The following is an 18,015-nucleotide window of genomic DNA, read 5'->3' as shown; positions in this document are numbered from 1 at the left end:
TGTTTACCATGATTTCCGTGCGGTGCCGTCGCGCAGGGCGGCTTCGAGCTCTTCCGGCTTCAGGAACGGTGGCAGGCATGTCTGCCCAATACAGAGATACGCAGCCTGCCGCTGAGGATCGATCGTTACACCGCCCGGTAGTTTCTGTGTACTGCCGTTCACCACGACGACATCGAACCGCCCGGGATTCAGGTTTCGATTCGCTACCGGAACAAAAACAGGATCCTTGCCCGGTTCGACCATCAGGAGTTTTGCCGCGTTCTGAGCCAGTGCCGCCGCATAGACAATGCCGGCCTGGCCATATGTCTGTGTGGCTGCGCGGCCGAGCGCTGCCTGCGCGACTTCCGCTACCCGATTGTCCGGATCGTCCCCGGAGAGCACTGAAAGGGTCAACAGAGCTTCGATAACCTGGCTCGTGGCAGACGGTATGGCCTCGTCCACGTCGCCGCGTATGCGCATGGGGACATCGGACGCGTCGCTCGCGGTCAGGTAATGTCCGGTTCCGCTCTTGTCCGCGTACCAGGTGTGCAGTTCGCGCGCCCAGGCGTGTGCCTGGTCCATGAGGGAAGGCTCGGCAGTTGCCTGATAAAGCGCGCCGGCGGCGGAAATCATGCACGCATAGTCGCTCGAAAGACCGGGGAACACCGCTTTGCCGTTGCGAGAACTGTGTGGAAGGCGGCCCTGCTCCATCGATTCGCATACGTAACGAAAAGCCCCACGCGCTGCCTCCAGCCAGTCGGGTCGATTGAGCAATCGCGCAGCATCGGCAAGCGCTGCAATCGTGAGCCCATTCCAGTCTGTTAAAACCTTGTCGTCGCGTCCGGGTTGATCCCGCTCGTTTCTTATAGAGAGAAGCGTGTCCAGCATGGCGCGCAGCTCTGCTTCCTTCTGGTCGCCGAGATAGTGGGCGTGGCCGCGGCGGTGAAGTATCGGGTTTCCTTCCCAGTTCTCAGGCTGTGCCAGTGAGAAGATTTCGAGAAAGCCATCGGCTCTGCTACCGAGCGCGCTGCGTATTTGTGCTTCTGTCCAGAGATAGGTCTGTCCTTCAACCCCGACGGTGTCGGCATCGAGGCTGGATGCAAAAGCACCACCTGCAACCCGCATTTCGCGGAGAAGCCAACCCACCGTCTCTTCGATTCGTATCCGAAACAACGCATTGCGCGTATCGCTGTAGACCCAACACAACATGCGCAGAAGCTGGGCGTTGTCATACAGCATTTTTTCAAAATGCGGGACGAGCCATTTGTCGTCGGTGGAATAACGTGCAAGGCCGCCACCCACATGATCGTAGATGCCGCCGGCGAGCATCGAAGTCAGACTATGCACTACGGCGGTCCTGTGCGCCGGGTCATCGCTTAACCAGAGGACACGCATGAAGGGGACATTTGGAAATTTTGGCGCCCCGCGAAGACCGCCAGCCTTGTGATCGATCATTCCATGGATGTTGCCGGCCAGAGTCTGGAGAACCTCCTTCGGCGACCCAGCATCACCCGGTGCGGGAGCGAGACGGGTCTCCACATGCGCGCCAAGTGCACCCGCGCTCCTGACGAGTTCGGCGCGTTTGCCCTGCCAGGCAGCATTCACGGCCTCGAGCACCTGAAAAAATCCTGGACGCTCGTATCGCTGCTCTGGCGGAAAGTAGGTCCCGCCCCAGAAGGGCTGCCCGTCGAAGTCCAGAAACATGGTTAGAGGCCAGCCGCCCTGTTCGCCCATGGCGGAGAGCGCGGCCATGTAGATCTGATCGATCTCTGGCCGCTCCTCCCGATCGACCTTGATGTTGACGAAATGGCGGTTCATCGCTGCGGCGATTTCCGGGTTCTCGAAAGACTCGTGCGCCATCACATGACACCAGTGGCAGGCGGCGTAGCCGACCGAGAGGAGAATGGGTCTGTCGCTCTCTCTCGCCTCGCTCAGGGCCGCTGCCGACCACGGCCTCCAGTGAACCGGGTTGTTCCGGTGCTGAAGCAGATAGGGGCTTGTTTCGGCAGCCAGAAGATTTTTTGCAGGCAGCGGCATTGGGGCTCCTTGCACATCGAACAGTTATGGAAAATATCTGGGGTCAGGGCCTGACTCTGGCCCACGGTAGGGCGCTTTGGACGTGAGAGCAAATGAGATGAGAGAAACCATATTCGCACTTTCCAGCGGCGCTTTGCCGTCGGGCGTCGCTGTTGTGCGATTGTCGGGTCCCGGTACCTGCTCCGCGCTCGAAGCTCTGGCAGGAAAACTCCCGGAACCGCGCCATGCGACGCTGCGAACATTGCGGGACAGCCGGAGCGCCATTCTCGATCGATCTCTTGTCCTCTTCTTTCCAGGCCCAGAGAGCTTTACGGGGGAAGACTGTGGCGAACTCCATCTCCATGGCGGGCGGGCCGTTGTGCAGGCCGTTCTGGAGACGCTTTCAGGCTATCCCGATTTTCGCCTTGCCGAAGCGGGCGAGTTCACACGACGCGCCTTTCTGAATGGAAAGTTCGATCTCACGGAGGCCGAAGCGCTCTCCGACCTCATTTCTGCGGAAACCGAGGCGCAACGCCGTTTCGCTCTCGCAAACGCGGAAAGCCGGCACAGGGCTCTTTATGACGGATGGCGAAAGACACTCATCCACGCGCGGGCAATGATCGAGGCGGAACTCGATTTCTCGGATGAAGAAGACGTTCCGGGCTCTGTTGCCGAACGCGTCTGGGAGGAGATTGCCGAGCTACGGAGTTCGCTTGAACGTCACGCCGCCGGTTACCGCACTGCCGAGATCATCCGCGAGGGGTTTCGCGTGGTGATCCTTGGGGCGCCGAATGCGGGAAAGTCCAGTCTTTTGAACACGCTGGCCCGCCGGGACATCGCCATCGTGACGGAAGAGCCCGGGACGACACGCGATGTTCTCGAGGCTGTGCTTGACGTAGGTGGGGTCAAGGTGATCGTGACAGACACAGCCGGCATTCGTGAGAACCCCGGGAGAGTCGAAGCCCTGGGGATTGACCGTGCCATAGATCGCGCCCGGGAGGCTGATCTCATCCTTCTGCTTGAAGACTGCAATGCGCCGGTCAGGGTTTGGCCCCCGGATGGCATTCCGCATCGACGGATAGGCAACAAGCTGGACCTGGCAGACAAGACACACCATCAGGGACAATATGACTTTCTCATCTCAGCCCATACAGGTGAGGGCATTGATAGCCTTTTAAGCGAGATGCGTGAGCTCGCTGTGCAAGCGACATCAAATGCCGGTGAAGCACTCCCTTTCCGGGAGCGGCATGTGCAGCTTATCCTGGATGCAGCGGGACATGTGGATACCGCAGTGAGACAAACCAGCCTCCCGCTTGAAGTTCGGGCGGAGGAGCTGCGGCTTGCAGGTAATTCGCTTGGACGAATAAGCGGCACGATCGACGTCGAAGATCTTCTGGACACCATCTTTTCGCAGTTTTGCATTGGGAAGTGACTCACGTGAAACACTGCAAAGCCAGCTTAAACCGGTGACTCACGTGAAACACTGTCTGTCTGATCGAAGCGTGACTCACGTGAAACACAGACGTCAGATCCGAATGCGCACGCAACAATGTTTCACGTGAAACCGACAGGCTTCGCAAATCCCTTGACTGCTTCTTCAGAAAAAGACATGTCTGACGCTCTCCAATCCCCGCGAAGTATCGGGCTTCCATAGCACCTCTCAACGCTGTGAAGGCATCGATGGAATCGGATCATGAAGAACAGTAGCTACGATGTAATTGTTATCGGCGGTGGCCACGCTGGTGCAGAGGCCGCTTCCGCTTCTGCGCGATCCGGTGCCAGAACGGCGCTGGTCACGCTCCGCTTCGATACCGTTGGTGCGATGTCCTGCAACCCGGCAATCGGGGGGCTGGGCAAGGGACATCTTGTACGGGAGGTGGATGCGCTGGACGGCATTATGGGTCGCGCTGCCGATGCAGCGGGTATCCAGTTTCGGCTCCTCAATCGGCGCAAGGGTCCAGCAGTGCGGGGACCGCGCACGCAGGCCGACCGCAAGCTCTATCGCAATGCGGTGCAAAGCGCGATCAGGGCAGTGCCCGACCTCGAAGTGATTGAAGGGGAGGCGCTGGAACTGCGAATCAGCGACGACCGCATCGCCGGAGTTGTGGTCTCCGGAGAGCGCTATCTGACCTGCGGCTCTGTTGTGCTGACAACTGGGACATTTCTGCGCGGTCTCATTCACATTGGGGAGAAGACGATCCCGGCGGGCCGTATGAACGAACAGGCGGCCGAGCGGCTTTCGATTTCAATGGAAGCGGCGGGTTTTCGCCTGGGGCGACTGAAGACGGGGACGCCACCACGTCTCGACGGCCGTACGATTGACTGGGCTTCGCTGGACATGCAGCCGGCGGACGACGACCCGACACCCTTTTCCCTGTTGACGGATCGGATCACCAACCGCCAGATCGAATGCGGCATCACACGCACCACCGGCGAAACGCATGCGGTGATCCGCCAGCATCTGCATCGCTCCGCCATGTATTCCGGCGCGATAGATGGAATCGGGCCACGCTATTGTCCTTCGATTGAAGACAAAATCGTCAAGTTCGGAGATCGCGAGGGCCATCAGATTTTTCTCGAGCCGGAAGGGCTCGACGATCATACGGTCTATCCGAACGGTATCTCCACATCGCTTCCCGAAGATGCGCAACTCGCGCTTCTGAAGACCATTCCCGGCCTTGAGCGGGCAGTGATGCTGCAGCCGGGCTATGCTATCGAGTATGACCATGTCGATCCGCGCGATCTTGAGCCGACGCTGGAGACGCGAAAGGTTCGTGGTCTCTTTCTTGCGGGGCAGATCAACGGAACGACCGGATATGAGGAAGCAGCTGCGCAAGGCATGTTGGCCGGGATCAACGCAGCCCGCGCGGCTTCGGGTAGCGAGATGGTGACGCTTGGGCGCGCTGACGCCTATATCGGCGTTTTGATTGACGATCTGGTAACGCGGGGCGTGAGCGAACCGTATCGCATGTTCACATCGCGGGCGGAATATCGGCTTTCGCTGCGTGCCGATAATGCCGATATGAGGCTGACACCGCTTGCCGTTCAGCTTGGCATCGCATCGGCGGAGCGAGGGGAGCGGTTTACCGCGATGGAGCGTTCGCTTGAGGCTGCGCGCTCGCTGCTCAAGGACAGGTCCTTGAGCCCGAATGAAGCGGCCCGGCATGACATCAATCTCAACAGGGATGGGGTTCGTCGTTCTGCTTATGAACTCTTATCCTATCCGGATATGGACATAAGCCGGCTTATTAACATCTGGCCGGAGCTGGTCGAGATCCCATCGAGCCTGGTTGAAAAGATTGAAACGGAAGCGCGGTACGCCGTTTATCTGGAACGTCAGGGCAATGACGCAGCCATGCTGCGGCGCGAGGAGGCGCGCCTCATTCCCGCTGAACTGACATTTGACGGGATCGCCGGACTTTCAAACGAATTGAAGCAGAAGCTGAAGGACCGGAGGCCACGAAGCATCGCCGATGCCCAAAGGATTGATGGAATGACGCCTGCCGCTTTGGCTTTGATTATCGCAAGTCTGCGCCAGTTCGAGACACAGAAGGGCGCTGCCTGATGGATTCAGCGCGGTTTTCGCGGCTTTTGGAGATTTCAGGGCCGGTTTCACGTGAAACATTTGATCGTCTGGTTGCATTTGAGGGAATTTTTCGGCGCTGGTCACGACGAATCAACCTGGCCGCCCCATCAACGCTGAACGATCTCTGGGAGCGTCATATTCTTGACAGCGCCCAATTGCTGCGTCTCGCACCCGATGCGCTCAAGTGGCTCGACGTGGGATCCGGTGGTGGATTTCCCGGTGCCGTCATGGCGATTCTTCTGGCTGAAAAGCCGGGCGCCGAGGTGCATCTCGTTGAGAGCAATCGGAAAAAGGCGGCGTTCCTGGTCTCTGCTCTGAATGAAGTGGGCGTTGCGCCACGGGTTCATGCAAGGCGGATCGAAGACACATATGATGCGATTGGCGCGCCAGACATCGTCACAGCGCGTGCGCTTGCGCCTTTGCCGCTTCTTATCGAACTGACGGAGCCCTGGCTGACGCAGGGCGCACGGGCGCTCTTTCACAAAGGTCGGGATTACCGCCGGGAAGTGGAAGAAAGCGGTAACACGTGGCGATTCGATCTGGTAGAACATGAAGATAAGGTTGATGCGGCAGCCATCATTCTTGAAGTGAGCAATCCGCTCCGGCGATAGCCGGCTTGCCGCAGAGCCTTCCAGTAGGGTCAGATCGGGGTAGCAGCAGCGATGAACAGCGGCACGCGAATCATCACAGTCGCAAACCAGAAGGGCGGGGTCGGCAAAACGACAACGGCCATCAATCTCGCCACGGCGCTCGCTGCCATTGGCGAGAATGTTCTCGTGGTCGATCTGGATCCGCAGGGCAATGCCAGCACCGGGCTTGGCATCGACCGCCAGCAGCGGCTTGTTTCGTCCTATGATGTTCTGACGGGCAATGCCGGTGTTCTGGAAGCGGCCATGGCAACGGCGGTTCCCGGGCTTTCCATCGTGGCATCCACGCTCGATCTTCTCGGTATCGAAATGGAAATTTCGAGTGCACCGGATCGCGTTCTAAAGTTGCGTAACGCCTTGAATGAAGACGGTATTCCGTATTCATACGTGCTGGTCGACTGCCCACCTTCACTGAACCTTCTGACCTTGAACGCAATGGCTGCGGCGGATTCGATTCTTGTGCCGCTGCAATGCGAATTCTTCGCCCTTGAAGGTCTCAGCCAGCTCCTGGAAACGGTGGAGCAGGTGCGCGGCTCGATCAATCCGCATCTGGGCATTCAGGGCATCGTGCTGACCATGTTCGACCGGCGCAACAATCTGGCCAATCAGGTGGTCGAGGATGTCCGCGCGCATATGGGCGACACGGTCTATGAGACGATTATCCCGCGCAATGTGCGCGTTTCGGAAGCGCCATCCTACGGAAAACCGGCGATTCTCTACGATCTGAAATGCTCCGGCAGCCAGGCCTATCTGCAGCTTGCGTCGGAGGTGATTCGCCGCGAGCGCCGACTGCGGGCGGCATGAGATGGATGCGAAGATATTCGCAGGAAGACTGAGTTTTGTGGTTGATGGTGTTGTGACATGAACGAAGATCCCTCACGCAAGCGCCTGGGGCGCGGTCTCGCCGCGTTGATCGGTGAGATGGACAAGCCGGAAACCGAGCAGAAAGAGGCGGTGCGTGCCGACCGTTCTGTTCCAATCGAGTTCGTTTCTCCCAATCCGCGCAATCCGCGCCGGCAGTTCGTCGAGAGCGACCTGAGCGATCTGGCGCAGTCCATTCGCGAGCATGGAATCGTGCAGCCTGTGGTCGTGCGCTCGGGCGACGCGCCGGGCCGCTTCGAGATCATCGCCGGTGAACGGCGGTGGCGTGCGGCACAGCGGGCCGGGTTGACGGAAGTGCCGGTGATCCTGCGGGAAGTGGATGACAAGGCCGCGCTGGAACTCGCCATCATCGAGAACGTCCAGCGTGCCGATCTCAACCCGCTCGAAGAAGCGCGCGGCTATCAGCAGCTTATCGATGAGCACAATTACACACAGGCCGATCTGGGGCAGGTTATCGGCAAGAGCCGAAGCCATGTGGCCAATACATTGCGGCTTCTGAAACTGCCGGACGCGATTGGCGATCTGATTATTGACGGTTCCCTGTCGGCGGGTCATGCGCGCACACTGGTAACGGCGGAAGATCCCGTTGGTCTCGCGCAGCGTATCGTCGAGGATGGACTTTCGGTGCGCCAGGCAGAAGCTCTGGCCGCTGCGCCGCGCGGTGAGGAAAAAGCGCCGCGGCCGCCCAAGAAGGAAAAAGACGCCGACACGCTTGCGCTGCAGAAGCTTCTCAGCGACCGCACCGGCCTCAACGTCGTGATCAATCACAAGGAGCGTGGCGGGGAAATGAAGATCGCCTATCGCTCTCTGGAGCAGCTCGACGAACTGTGCCGGCTTCTGCAGCAATAGTGCCTGGGATCGGCCTGGTCTCTTTCGCCGGGCCGATCGTCCTCGATCCCTTGCCTGTCATTCTTTGAATGGCAGGTAAGCCTCGCGGGCCTGATGCGTAGGCAATTCAACGTCTTATGTGGTTTCCGACAGCTTAACGGCGTCCGCGGGCGCCCTCGACCGTCAGTGCAAGCAATGCCTGGCGGGCGATCGAACCGGCCAGTGCCGGCTTCTGGCGTGTGCGCAGGATCGTGGCCTGCAGGCGCTCCGCGGCGTTCTGCAGTGCCGTGCTGCTCCAGCGGCCCAGTGCGTTTTCAACGGTTTTGCGACGCGAGAAGAAGACCGGCGGCCTGGCGCCGGCAACGGCTGCGCTGGCTGACACGCCCTTGCTGTCCATCGCAGTCCGCATGATCTGCAGGGCATGGATCTGACGGAGTGTTGCGGAGAGCACGAGAAAAGGCGGGTTTCCAGCAGCAAGAAAGCGCTGAAACGCGCTGTCGAATGCCTGAAAACGGCCGGAAATAATCGCGTCCACCGCCTCATCGCTGCTCAGGCCCGCGACGTCTCCAATGAGCAGGCGGATGTCCTCCGGCGTTACCTCGCTGGCACCGGCGCAGTAGAGGGTCAGTTTCTCCAGCTCGCCGCGTGTCGCCAGCCGGTCGCCGCCAAGGTTGGCTTTGAGAAGCTGGCGTGCCTCCAGTGAGATTTTCAGGCCTGCGCCGCCGAGCGTTTCGTCGATAACCGCATCGATGCCGCGCCCGTCATCCGCGTAGCAGGGCAGGGCCATGGCGCCTGCGCCACGCTCGACCGCCGAACGCAGGGAGGAGCCTTTGCGAAGGTCGCCGCCTTCGATGAGAATTGCGCAGTCCGCAGGGGGCTCTGCAATGAGCGCGGTGACATCGCTGACCAGCGCCTTCTGGTTGCCTGCGCCCTTTACCCAGATGAGGCGCTGATCGGAAAACATCGGCACGGTCTGCGCCTCGTCGGCAAGACGCCCCGGCTGCTGTTCCACTTCATTGGCCTCGATGCGCACAACGGTGAAGGGGTCGTCCAGCGGCAGGCCTGTGCCCGCAGCAAAGCGCCTAGCGCGCTCACTGACAAGCCCGCGATCAGGCCCATATATCAGGATGACCCGATAGGCCTGCTCCGGCTTTGCAAGCCAACGGTCGACTTCGTGCGCTTTCTTCTGTGCCATGTCGGCTGGATACCACAGCGAATCGCCAAGGGCACGTGTGAAAAAAGGCCGGGTCGCATTCGGATCGCCGGTCACTCGCCCCGGGATCTGCCTGGGCGCTTTCATGCAAGGGCGCATGAGTGCGTGCGGAGTATCCGGCTGAGAAAGGGCTGTGCCGGCAAACCTGGCGGAGTTCAATTCATATGCATATGAAACCTTTTGCGACCTCAAGCAGTCCAAGGTTCCGATCGTACTGAGCGGGCAATCTTAGCCGGACAATGGGGACAGAAAATGAAACGGCAGTGTCATCAAAGACCGAGAGTACCGGGCCACCCGCCTACGAAGATATTTGCATATGCATCCTTTTTCAGTTAGACCGTTTCAAGCTGCCTGTGGTGTTTCGCTGCGGCCTCAAACGTTTCTGGGAGGAGACTTATGAGCCAGTCCATTATCGGTGAATTTGCCAACCAGTTGCTGTCGGGCAAGGTCGAGGTCGTCGACCTGTCCGCGGTGCTGGGTCCCGGCACCCCGCTTCTCAAGCTACCGCCGGAGCTTGCCGTGGACACGCCGAAGATCGAGATTCACAAGATCTCCGCTTATGACGACAACGGGCCGTGGTGGGCCTGGAACTGGCTCAAGCTTGGCGAACATTCCGGCACCCATTTCGATGCGCCGATCCACTGGATCACCGGACGCGACCATCCCGATGGTTCTACCGACACAATCGACCCCGGGAATTTTGTCGCTCCAGTCAATGTGATCGACTGTTCGAAGGAAACGGCGGAGAATCCCGATTTTCTGCTGACGGTCGACCATATCAAGGCCTGGGAGACCGAGCACGGCGAGATACAGAAAGGCGAATGGGTCGTTTTGCGCAGCGACTGGTACAAGCGAAACGGTTCGGAAGAACGCTTTCTGAACGCCGACGAAACCGGTCCGCATTCGCCGGGGCCAACGCCCGAAGCGATCAGCTATCTGCTCGACAAGGGGATCGTCGGCTGGGGCAGCGAGACGATCGGCACCGATGCCGGCCAGGCCGGTGGAATGGAGCCGCCATTCCCTGCGCACAACCTTCTGCACAAGGCCAATCGCTACGGTCTCGCCAGTCTCGCCAATCTCGACAAATTGCCGCCGAAGGGAGCGATCCTGATCGCGGCACCGTTGAAAATAGAGCATGGCACGGGCAGCCCCTGCCGCGTTCTGGCGCTTGTGGCTCGGGATTAAGCCGGTAGCACCATGGCGAACCCTGACAGAAGCATCACGGGCAGCGGCTTCAACGCACTGCCCGCCGCTGAGAAGAGGGTTTTCATCCGCAATTGCCTGACATTTCGTGTGTCATGGAAGGTAGGGTAGCGGTTCAGACAATCTGCTGGTGAGAGGCTTTGATGGACGAACGCTTGGATAGCAGGAATTCGAGAATTGAAACGCTGGGCCAGATGGGACTCCAGCAATTCGCGCCCTATCTGATGAACCGCATTATGGGACGCTACAATGCGACCCTGCGGCAGGATTTGCGCCGACAGGGATTGACGGTGCCGCAGGTGCGTGCGCTTGCCGTCCTGGCGGTCGGGGATGGCATGTCGATCAATGAGTTATCGGTCTACACGGTGATTGAGCAGTCGACCATGAGCCGCACGCTTGACGCACTGGAGACGCAGGGCCTGGTTCGGCGCGAAGCCTGTCAGGATGACAGCCGTACCCGAAACATCTTCCTGACCGACAAGGGACGGGAAGAGTTCAACCGTGCATGGCCAGCCATGCACGAAGCCTTTGCCGAAATGTTCAGGGGTATTGACGAGGCGGAATACTCCGCCTTCGTCGCCACGCTTCAGAAAATCCTCGGCAACATCAGAAAGCACGATTTTTAGCGAGCCCGCCCGCAGTGTGGAACTGCGGTGCCAGCGACGGGAGACTGCATCATGGCTGAACGTTCGTTTGTGAAGGAGGTCCAGAAGCTGCGGCTTGGGGCCGGCGAGACCTTCCACGGCGAAGGGATTCTCGCCATCACCAAGGCGCTTCTGCAATGCGGCGTGGGGTATGTGGGCGGCTATCAGGGCGCTCCCATCAGCCATCTTATGGACGTTCTGGCTGACGCACAGGACATTCTGGGCGAGCTCGGCGTCCATTTCGAGGCCAGCGCCTCGGAGGCGACGGCAACCGCCATGCTGGCGGCTTCCGTACACTATCCCATTCGTGGCGCCTGTACGTTCAAATCGGCGGTGGGCCTCAATGTCGCTTCGGATGCGCTGGCCAATCTTGCCTCTGGCGGTGTGACCGGTGGTGCGCTCATCATCGTTGGCGAGGATTACGGTGAAGGCTCCTCCATCATGCAGGAGCGCAGCCATCCGTTTGCCATGAAGAGTCAGGTATGGCTGCTCGATCCGCGACCCAACCTGCCTTCCATCGTCAAGGCCGTGGAAGATGGATTCGAGCTTTCGGAAGTCTCCAACACCCCGGTCATGCTGATGGTGCGCATTCGCAGCTGCCACGTGACCGGCAGCTTCGAGACGAAAGACAACAAGCGCCCGGAAATGACCGTTGCAGACGCGCTGGAAAATCCGCGTCGGGACACCAACCGTATCGTTTTGCCGCCCGCTTCCTTCCTGCATGAGAAGGAGAAGGTGGAGAAGCGCATGCCGGCTGCGGTCGATTTTATCCGCTCGCGCAGGATCAACGAATTTTTCGGGCCAGAGCGGGGCAAGGCCGGCATCATCCTGCAGGGCGGCATGTACAACAGCGTCATCCGGGCGCTGCAGCGCATCGGTCTTGCCGATGTCTATGGCGAGACGGATGTGCCGCTCTATGTGCTCAACGCCGTCTATCCACTCATCGATGACGAGGTGGTCGACTTCTGTGAGGACAAGGACTCCATCCTGATCGTGGAGGAGGGGCAGCCCAACTATCTTGAGCAGGCCATCGCCTCGATGATGCACAAGAAGGGCGTCGATACCCGCATTCTCGGCAAGGACATTCTCCCCATGGCGGGTGAATATACCGGCCAGATCATGCTCGACGGCATCAGTGCCTATCTGCGTGCCAATGCGCCGGAGCTTCTGGCTGCGCAGGTTCTGGCCCCCAATGCGCCGGGCGAAAACACGCTGGCAGCGGATCTTGCCAAGGTGGTCCCCGGACGCCCACCCGGCTTCTGCACCGGCTGTCCCGAGCGACCGATCTTCGCTGCCACCAAGCTGATCGAACAGGAGCTCGGGCCGCACCACATCTCGTCGGATATCGGCTGTCATCTGTTCTCGATCATGCCGCCCTTCGAGCTTGGGGCGACAACGATGGGCTATGGGCTTGGGCCGGCATCTGCATCTGCGTTCAATTCACCGGACGCGAAGCGGCGCTCGATCTCCTTCGTCGGCGATGGCGGTTTCTGGCACAACGGCCTGACCTCCTCGATCGGCAATGCGGTGTTCAACGAGAATGACGGTGTCATTGTCGTGGTCGACAACTTCTATTCCGCGGCGACTGGCGGGCAGGACATTCTCTCTTCCCGTGCCGACAACCCCACCAAGTCGACGAAACATCCGATCACCGATGCGGTGAAGGGGATGGGCGTGAAATGGGTTCGGCATATCGACCGCACCTATGACGTGACCAAGGTACGGGCGGCGCTGCGCGAGGCGCTGACGACGGAAGAGAAGGGGCCGAAGGTGATCGTCGCCTCCTCCGAATGCATGCTCAACCGCCAGCGCCGGGAAAAGCCCCTTGTGGCAAAAGCGATCTCGGGTGGCGAGCGGGTGGTGAAGCCGCGTTTCGGCGTCGACGAGGATGTTTGCACCGGCGATCACGCCTGTATGCGGCTTTCGGGCTGTCCGTCGCTTTCGGTCAAGAAGCTGGATGATCCGTTGCGGGACGACCCGGTGGCCTCGATCGATCACACCTGCGTGGGCTGCGGCAATTGCGGTGAGGTGGCCGATGCGGCAGTTCTCTGTCCGTCCTTCTATCGCGCGGATGTGGTGCACAATCCCGGCTGGTGGGACCGTTTCGCAAACAGGGTGCGCAGCAAGGTGACCGGCTTCCTGCAAACCCGCCGCGAAAAGCGGCGCCTGACATTCGCCGACGCTTGAGGGAACGACCATGGCCAAGCGTATGAAAGCAAAAGAAGAGCAGAAGATCATCAAGCTCGCCATCCTCGCCGTGGGCGGGCAGGGCGGCGGTGTTCTCACCAACTGGATCACCGATGTGGCCGAGCGCAACGGCTACCTTGCACAGGCAACATCCGTTGCGGGCGTGGCGCAGCGCACCGGGGCGACGATCTATTATGTGGAGATGTGTCAGGATACCGGTCGCCGGCCGGTTTTCTCGCTGGCACCGGCGCAGGGCGACATCGACATTCTGATTGCTGCCGAGCTCATGGAGGCCGGGCGTGCGGTGATGCGCGGTTTCGTGACGCCCGACCGCACCACGCTGATTGCCTCGGCGCACCGCATTGCGGCCGTTTCGGAAAAAATCGAACCGGGCGACGGGCGCGCGGATTCGCCCACCGTTCACCGGAATGCGCGCGAAGCGGCGAGCCGCTACATCTGTTTCGACATGGAAAAGGTGGCCGTGGAAGCCGGCTCAGTGATCTCATCGAGCCTCTTCGGGGCACTGGCAGGCTCCGGTGCATTGCCGTTTCCGCGTGAAAGCTACGAGGAAACCATCGAGGCTTCGGGGCGCGGGGTGAAGGCGAGCCTCGCGGCATTCGGCAGGGCGTTCGACCTCACGGTTTCCGGTGAGCGCGTGGAAGAGGTGCGTGCCAATGCAGCGCCGGCTTCTGGGCAGATCGCGGTGGAGGGACCGGAGCGGCTGGTGGCGCGGTGGAACGCACTGGCATCCCGCGCGGCGGCCTATCCCGAGCCGGTGAGAGCCATGGCGCTCGCCGGGCTGCGCAAGGTGGTCGATTATCAGGACCTCGCCTATGGCGCGGCGTATCTCGACCGACTCGAGAGGGCGCTGGCGCTGGACAGCGCAGAAAAGGGCCATGCCCTGGGAGAAGCAGCGGCCAAGCATGTGGCCAACGCCATGTGCTATGACGACATTCTGCGCGTTGCCGATCTGAAAACGCGAACCGCGCGCGCCGAGCGCATCCGCAGGGAGATGAAGGTCGGCGAGGCCAATGTGCTTCAGGTGACCGAGTTTTTCCATCCACGTGTCGAGGAATTCTGCGGCACGCTGCCGGCCAGGCTTGGCCGCTTCATCGAAAACCGGCCGGGTCTCGCCCGCTGGGTCGATCGCCGTATCAACCGCGGCCGGCGTATCCGCACCGACAGCCTGTTCGGCTTCGGCGCTCTCTGGCTGATCGGCACGCTGCGGCCATGGCGCCGATCGCTGCTGCGGCATCAGGTGGAAGAGGCGCATCTGGAGCGCTGGTATGCGCTGGCGCTCGACACGGCGCAGCGCGACTATGCGCTGGCGGTGGAAATTCTCAATTGCCGACGGCTCATCAAGGGCTACAGCGACACGCATGTGCGCGCGCACTCCAAGTTCGACCGGGTGCTCTCCGGCCTGACCCTGCTGGAGGGCCGCGACGATGCGGCAGACTGGCTTCGACGGCTGCGTGACGCCGCGCTCAAGGACGAGAAGGGCGAAATGCTCGATGGGGCGCTCAAGACGGTGGCGACGCTGGAAGCGGTCTGAGCGCATTTTGCGTGGGGGGGCGGGGCCATGCCGGAAACGGCGTGGCCTCTTTCGTTTGCAGGTACCGGAATTTGCAGGTACCGGAATTTGCAGGCACTGGCATTTGCGGGGACTGGTCTTGCCCGCGCCGCCATTCCTGATATTAGTCGCCTCGACTTCCAAGGCTCCGGCGTGCGGAGCCGGTCGGCCATGCCGTACCTCTCATACCGGGAAAGACCATGACGAAACTCAAAGACGTGAAAAAGGTCGTGCTTGCCTATTCGGGCGGCCTCGATACCTCGATCATCCTCAAATGGCTGCAGACGGAGCTGGGCGCGGAGGTGGTGACCTTCACTGCCGATCTCGGCCAGGGCGACGAGCTGGAGCCGGCGCGCAAGAAGGCCGAGATGCTCGGCATCAAGGAAATCTACATCGAGGATGTGCGCGAGGAATTCGTGCGCGATTTCGTCTTCCCGATGTTCCGCGCCAATGCCGTTTATGAGGGCGTCTATCTGCTGGGCACGTCGATTGCACGCCCGCTGATCTCCAAGCGTCTGGTGGAAATCGCCGCCGAAACCGGGGCTGACGCCATCGCTCACGGCGCGACCGGCAAGGGCAACGACCAGGTGCGTTTCGAGCTTTCGGCCTATGCGCTCAATCCCGACATCAAGGTGATCGCACCCTGGCGTGACTGGGAGTTCAAATCCCGCACCGACCTGATCAATTTTGCCGAGGCACACCAGATCCCGGTGCCCAAGGACAAGCAGGGCGAGGCGCCTTTCTCCGTCGATGCGAACCTCCTGCACTCCTCTTCCGAAGGCAAGGTGCTGGAGGACCCATGGGTGGAGCCGCCGGAATATGTGCATCAACGCAGCGTTTCGCCAATGGATGCGCCCGACGAGCCGACCGAGATCACCATCTCCTTCAAGGCGGGCGATGCCGTTGCCATCAATGGCGAGGCGCTTTCGCCGGCGACGCTGCTCAAGGCGTTGAACGATCTTGGCCGCGACAATGGCATCGGCCGCCTCGACCTCGTGGAAAACCGCTTTGTGGGCATGAAATCGCGCGGTGTCTATGAGACGCCCGGCGGCACCATTCTGCTGGCTGCGCACCGGGCAATGGAGTCTGTCACGCTCGACCGTGGTGCAGCGCATCTCAAGGACGAGCTGATGCCGCGTTATGCGGAGCTGATCTACAATGGATTCTGGTTCTCGCCGGAACGCGAGATGTTGCAGGCCGCCATCGACAAGAGCCAGGAAGATGTGGAAGGCGAGGTGCGCCTGAAACTCTACAAGGGCAATGTGATCGTGACCGGCCGCAAGTCCGACAAGTCGCTTTATTCTGATGCACTGGTCACCTTCGAGGACGATCAGGGTGCCTATGATCAGAAGGATGCAGCCGGCTTCATCAAACTGAATGCCTTGCGCCTGCGTACGCTGGCGGCGCGCCGGCGGGGCCGCTGATCGATACAGCATTTCGATAATGAAAAAGCCGGCTGTGATGCCGGCTTTTTTTGTGCGTTGAGCAGCAGGGGGCAGGGTTTGGCGTCTGCCGGCCCTTCGCTATGGCTCCGGGCGTTCGTCGCTCAAAAAGCCAAATCGTTGGCTTTTTGCCCGCTTTGCAGGACGCTCCTCACCCATCGATCTCCCTGGCCATGATGGCGATGGCCTGCTGATAGACGCTTGCCGCGTTCCAGCCCTGAATGGCGCGGAAGTTCGGCTGTCCCGGCTGATAGCCGGCCCCGCGGCGCCAGCCATGAGCACGCAGGAAGTTTGCGGTCGAGGCAAGCGCATCGGCCTGCGAACGGATCATGTCGACCCGGCCGTTGCCGTCACCATCGACGCCATATTTCAGAGCGTTGCCCGGCAGGAACTGGGTCTGGCCGATCTCGCCATGGGCTGCGCCCCGGGCATTGGGATCAAGCATGCCGCGATCCACCATTGTCAGCGCGCCGTAGAGGTGACCGGTGAAGAACTCCGAGCGACGGCAGTCATAGGCGAGCGTGGCAACAGCGGAGACAATGTTCTGATTTCCGAGGAAGCCGCCAAAGCCCGTCTCCATGCCCCAGATGGCGATCAGCGGGCCGGCAGGCACACCGTAGCGCTTCTCGATGTTTGCGAAGAGACGTGCATATTTCTTCTTCATTCCCTTGCCGCGCGAAATGATCGCGTTCGAGCCCCGCTTCTGCATGAACGAATTCAGCGACAGCTTGAAGCTTTTCTGGCCACGGTCGGCGGCAATCGTCTTGCTGGCGTAACGGGTTTTTGCAAGAGCGTTCAATCCGCGCTTGCCAATGCCACGTGATGCCGCTTCCTGGCTGAACTGTGCCTTCCAGGCTTCAAATCCCCCGGCATTGTTTCCACACTGCGCGGCGGAGGCATGCCCCGCCATGAGAAGTGAGGCACACAACGAAGCGGCCAGGACCCCCGCTCTTCCCCCGAAAGCCATGTTGCTCTCCTTAAGATAAATGATGGCTAGATAATGTGATGCTGGCAGCGATTACACAACATACCGGCGGCCGCAAGCGTTGAGTTTCCTAGCATAGCGGTCATTACCGAACCGTTTCGCGGGCCGAGTTGCTCCATTTCCGGTTATTTGCCGCGGAACCGATCGCGGCCCGCCCCGTTTGATGCCCCAGTTGAAACCGACTGGAGATGAGTCATGAACAAGGTGTTTCTCAAAAGCGCTGCCGCCGGTGTGGCGTTGCTGGCTTTCGCTGGTGTGGCAGGTGCAGAAGTGCTTGCACGGGCGACCGCAGATCTGAACATTCGCTCGGGCCCGGGTCCGCAATATCCGGTTGTCGGGGTGATCCGGGCCGATGAAGAGGCCGCCATCGAAGGTTGCCGGGAAGGCAGCAAATGGTGCGCCGTCAATCATGCCGGCGTGAATGGCTGGGCTTATTCGGACTATCTGACTGCTCCTTTCGACGGTGCCGGGGACTATGTGGTGGTGACCGACCGCCCGGCGGAGGCGCTGCCTCCGGTTTCCTATGAAGCCACGTCGAGTGTCGAAATCGAGCCGGTTCGTGGCGAACTGATCGGCCGCAAGACCGCTCTCGGCACGGTGGAACCCATCGCTCCTCCGCCCGCGGAGGTTACAACCTATATCCAGACAAACCGGCTGGAACCCGTTTATCTCGAGGGTGAAGCCGTCGTTGGCGCCGTGGTTCCTGAAACCGTGGAGGTCCGCGAGATCCCCGACTATGACTACCGCTATGTCTATGTGAACCAGCAGCCGGTTCTGATCGAACCCGAGACGCGGCGCATCGTTTATGTTCTGCGATGACAGGTTAGACTGGG

At 60.5% G+C, this 18,015-nt stretch carries 14 protein-coding genes; 11 read left to right on the top strand and 3 right to left on the bottom strand.

The features are described 5' to 3' along the window. Nucleotides 1-3: 3 nt before the first annotated feature. Nucleotides 4-2,016 (bottom strand): thioredoxin domain-containing protein, encoded by a 2,013-nt coding sequence (locus KUG85_RS14140; protein ID WP_223005649.1) that lies wholly within the window; start codon nt 2,014-2,016, stop codon nt 4-6. A gap of 97 nt (nt 2,017-2,113) precedes the next feature. Here KUG85_RS14140 and mnmE point away from each other — a divergent pair, with 97 nt between their 5' ends. The 5 genes from mnmE to KUG85_RS14115 all read left to right on the top strand — a co-directional run bounded on the left by mnmE (nt 2,114) and on the right by KUG85_RS14115 (nt 7,959). Then, nucleotides 2,114-3,427, top strand: a complete 1,314-nt coding sequence (mnmE, locus tag KUG85_RS14135; protein WP_223005648.1) for a tRNA uridine-5-carboxymethylaminomethyl(34) synthesis GTPase MnmE — start codon at nt 2,114-2,116, stop codon at nt 3,425-3,427. Between the two features lie 261 nt (nt 3,428-3,688). Beyond that, on the top strand, nt 3,689-5,560 hold the full coding sequence (gene mnmG, locus KUG85_RS14130; protein WP_223005647.1) for a tRNA uridine-5-carboxymethylaminomethyl(34) synthesis enzyme MnmG: 1,872 nt from the start codon (nt 3,689-3,691) through the stop codon (nt 5,558-5,560). Further along, complete coding sequence (gene rsmG / locus KUG85_RS14125; RefSeq protein WP_223005646.1) at nt 5,560-6,192, top strand: 16S rRNA (guanine(527)-N(7))-methyltransferase RsmG; 633 nt, start codon at nt 5,560-5,562, stop codon at nt 6,190-6,192. Before mnmG ends, rsmG begins: the two co-directional genes overlap by 1 nt. A gap of 51 nt (nt 6,193-6,243) precedes the next feature. Continuing rightward, entirely contained in the window at nt 6,244-7,032 is a 789-nt protein-coding gene (locus tag KUG85_RS14120; protein ID WP_025029320.1) for a ParA family protein, read from the top strand. A gap of 57 nt (nt 7,033-7,089) precedes the next feature. After that, entirely contained in the window at nt 7,090-7,959 is an 870-nt protein-coding gene (locus KUG85_RS14115) for a ParB/RepB/Spo0J family partition protein (protein ID WP_065816767.1), read from the top strand. A 133-nt stretch (nt 7,960-8,092) separates the two neighbouring features. Here KUG85_RS14115 and holA read toward each other — a convergent pair whose 3' ends face one another. Further along, a complete protein-coding gene (gene holA / locus KUG85_RS14110) occupies nt 8,093-9,133 on the bottom strand; it encodes a DNA polymerase III subunit delta (RefSeq protein ID WP_223005645.1) in 1,041 nt (346 codons plus the stop codon). Nucleotides 9,134-9,547: 414 nt separating this feature from the next. Between holA and KUG85_RS14105 the strand changes: the two genes are divergently transcribed. The 5 genes from KUG85_RS14105 to KUG85_RS14085 all read left to right on the top strand — a co-directional run bounded on the left by KUG85_RS14105 (nt 9,548) and on the right by KUG85_RS14085 (nt 16,179). Beyond that, the gene (locus KUG85_RS14105) at nt 9,548-10,336 is read left to right on the top strand and encodes a cyclase family protein (RefSeq protein WP_065816768.1); all 789 of its coding nucleotides are present in this window, start codon (nt 9,548-9,550) and stop codon (nt 10,334-10,336) included. 161 nt (nt 10,337-10,497) lie between these two features. Next, the gene (locus KUG85_RS14100) at nt 10,498-10,980 is read left to right on the top strand and encodes a MarR family winged helix-turn-helix transcriptional regulator (protein WP_065816769.1); all 483 of its coding nucleotides are present in this window, start codon (nt 10,498-10,500) and stop codon (nt 10,978-10,980) included. 51 nt (nt 10,981-11,031) lie between these two features. After that, nucleotides 11,032-13,185: a thiamine pyrophosphate-dependent enzyme gene (locus KUG85_RS14095; protein WP_223005644.1), complete on the top strand. Its 2,154-nt coding sequence runs from the start codon at nt 11,032-11,034 to the stop codon at nt 13,183-13,185. Between the two features lie 10 nt (nt 13,186-13,195). Continuing rightward, a complete protein-coding gene (locus KUG85_RS14090) occupies nt 13,196-14,737 on the top strand; it encodes an indolepyruvate oxidoreductase subunit beta family protein (protein WP_223005643.1) in 1,542 nt (513 codons plus the stop codon). Between the two features lie 218 nt (nt 14,738-14,955). Continuing rightward, nucleotides 14,956-16,179 carry an argininosuccinate synthase gene (locus tag KUG85_RS14085; RefSeq protein ID WP_223005642.1) on the top strand — a complete coding sequence of 408 codons (1,224 nt, stop codon included), beginning with the start codon at nt 14,956-14,958 and terminating at the stop codon, nt 16,177-16,179. 169 nt (nt 16,180-16,348) lie between these two features. Here the strand turns inward: KUG85_RS14085 and KUG85_RS14080 are convergent, their stop codons facing one another. Then, nucleotides 16,349-17,164, bottom strand: a complete 816-nt coding sequence (locus KUG85_RS14080) for a lytic murein transglycosylase (protein ID WP_065816773.1) — start codon at nt 17,162-17,164, stop codon at nt 16,349-16,351. Between the two features lie 213 nt (nt 17,165-17,377). Between KUG85_RS14080 and KUG85_RS14075 the strand changes: the two genes are divergently transcribed. Next, nucleotides 17,378-18,001, top strand: a complete 624-nt coding sequence (locus KUG85_RS14075) for a DUF1236 domain-containing protein (RefSeq protein ID WP_065816774.1) — start codon at nt 17,378-17,380, stop codon at nt 17,999-18,001. Nucleotides 18,002-18,015: the final 14 nt, after the last annotated feature.

It is taken from the genome of Nitratireductor rhodophyticola (assembly GCF_019891355.1).
Classification (GTDB): domain Bacteria; phylum Pseudomonadota; class Alphaproteobacteria; order Rhizobiales; family Rhizobiaceae; genus Nitratireductor; species Nitratireductor rhodophyticola.
The sequence above is the reverse complement of the archived record's forward strand: the minus strand, read 5'-3'. Positions and strand labels throughout refer to the sequence as shown.

Bases quoted from the DNA above. Each gene is read 5' to 3' on its own strand.
- KUG85_RS14140 (WP_223005649.1), bottom strand. From the start codon at position 2,016: ATGCCGCTGCCTGCAAAAAATCTTCTGGCTGCCGAAACAAGCCCCTAT.
- mnmE (WP_223005648.1), top strand. From the start codon at position 2,114: ATGAGAGAAACCATATTCGCACTTTCCAGCGGCGCTTTGCCGTCGGGC.
- mnmG (WP_223005647.1), top strand. From the start codon at position 3,689: ATGAAGAACAGTAGCTACGATGTAATTGTTATCGGCGGTGGCCACGCT.
- rsmG (WP_223005646.1), top strand. From the start codon at position 5,560: ATGGATTCAGCGCGGTTTTCGCGGCTTTTGGAGATTTCAGGGCCGGTT.
- KUG85_RS14120 (WP_025029320.1), top strand. From the start codon at position 6,244: ATGAACAGCGGCACGCGAATCATCACAGTCGCAAACCAGAAGGGCGGG.
- KUG85_RS14115 (WP_065816767.1), top strand. From the start codon at position 7,090: ATGAACGAAGATCCCTCACGCAAGCGCCTGGGGCGCGGTCTCGCCGCG.
- holA (WP_223005645.1), bottom strand. From the start codon at position 9,133: ATGGCACAGAAGAAAGCGCACGAAGTCGACCGTTGGCTTGCAAAGCCG.
- KUG85_RS14105 (WP_065816768.1), top strand. From the start codon at position 9,548: ATGAGCCAGTCCATTATCGGTGAATTTGCCAACCAGTTGCTGTCGGGC.
- KUG85_RS14100 (WP_065816769.1), top strand. From the start codon at position 10,498: ATGGACGAACGCTTGGATAGCAGGAATTCGAGAATTGAAACGCTGGGC.
- KUG85_RS14095 (WP_223005644.1), top strand. From the start codon at position 11,032: ATGGCTGAACGTTCGTTTGTGAAGGAGGTCCAGAAGCTGCGGCTTGGG.
- KUG85_RS14090 (WP_223005643.1), top strand. From the start codon at position 13,196: ATGGCCAAGCGTATGAAAGCAAAAGAAGAGCAGAAGATCATCAAGCTC.
- KUG85_RS14085 (WP_223005642.1), top strand. From the start codon at position 14,956: ATGACGAAACTCAAAGACGTGAAAAAGGTCGTGCTTGCCTATTCGGGC.
- KUG85_RS14080 (WP_065816773.1), bottom strand. From the start codon at position 17,164: ATGGCTTTCGGGGGAAGAGCGGGGGTCCTGGCCGCTTCGTTGTGTGCC.
- KUG85_RS14075 (WP_065816774.1), top strand. From the start codon at position 17,378: ATGAACAAGGTGTTTCTCAAAAGCGCTGCCGCCGGTGTGGCGTTGCTG.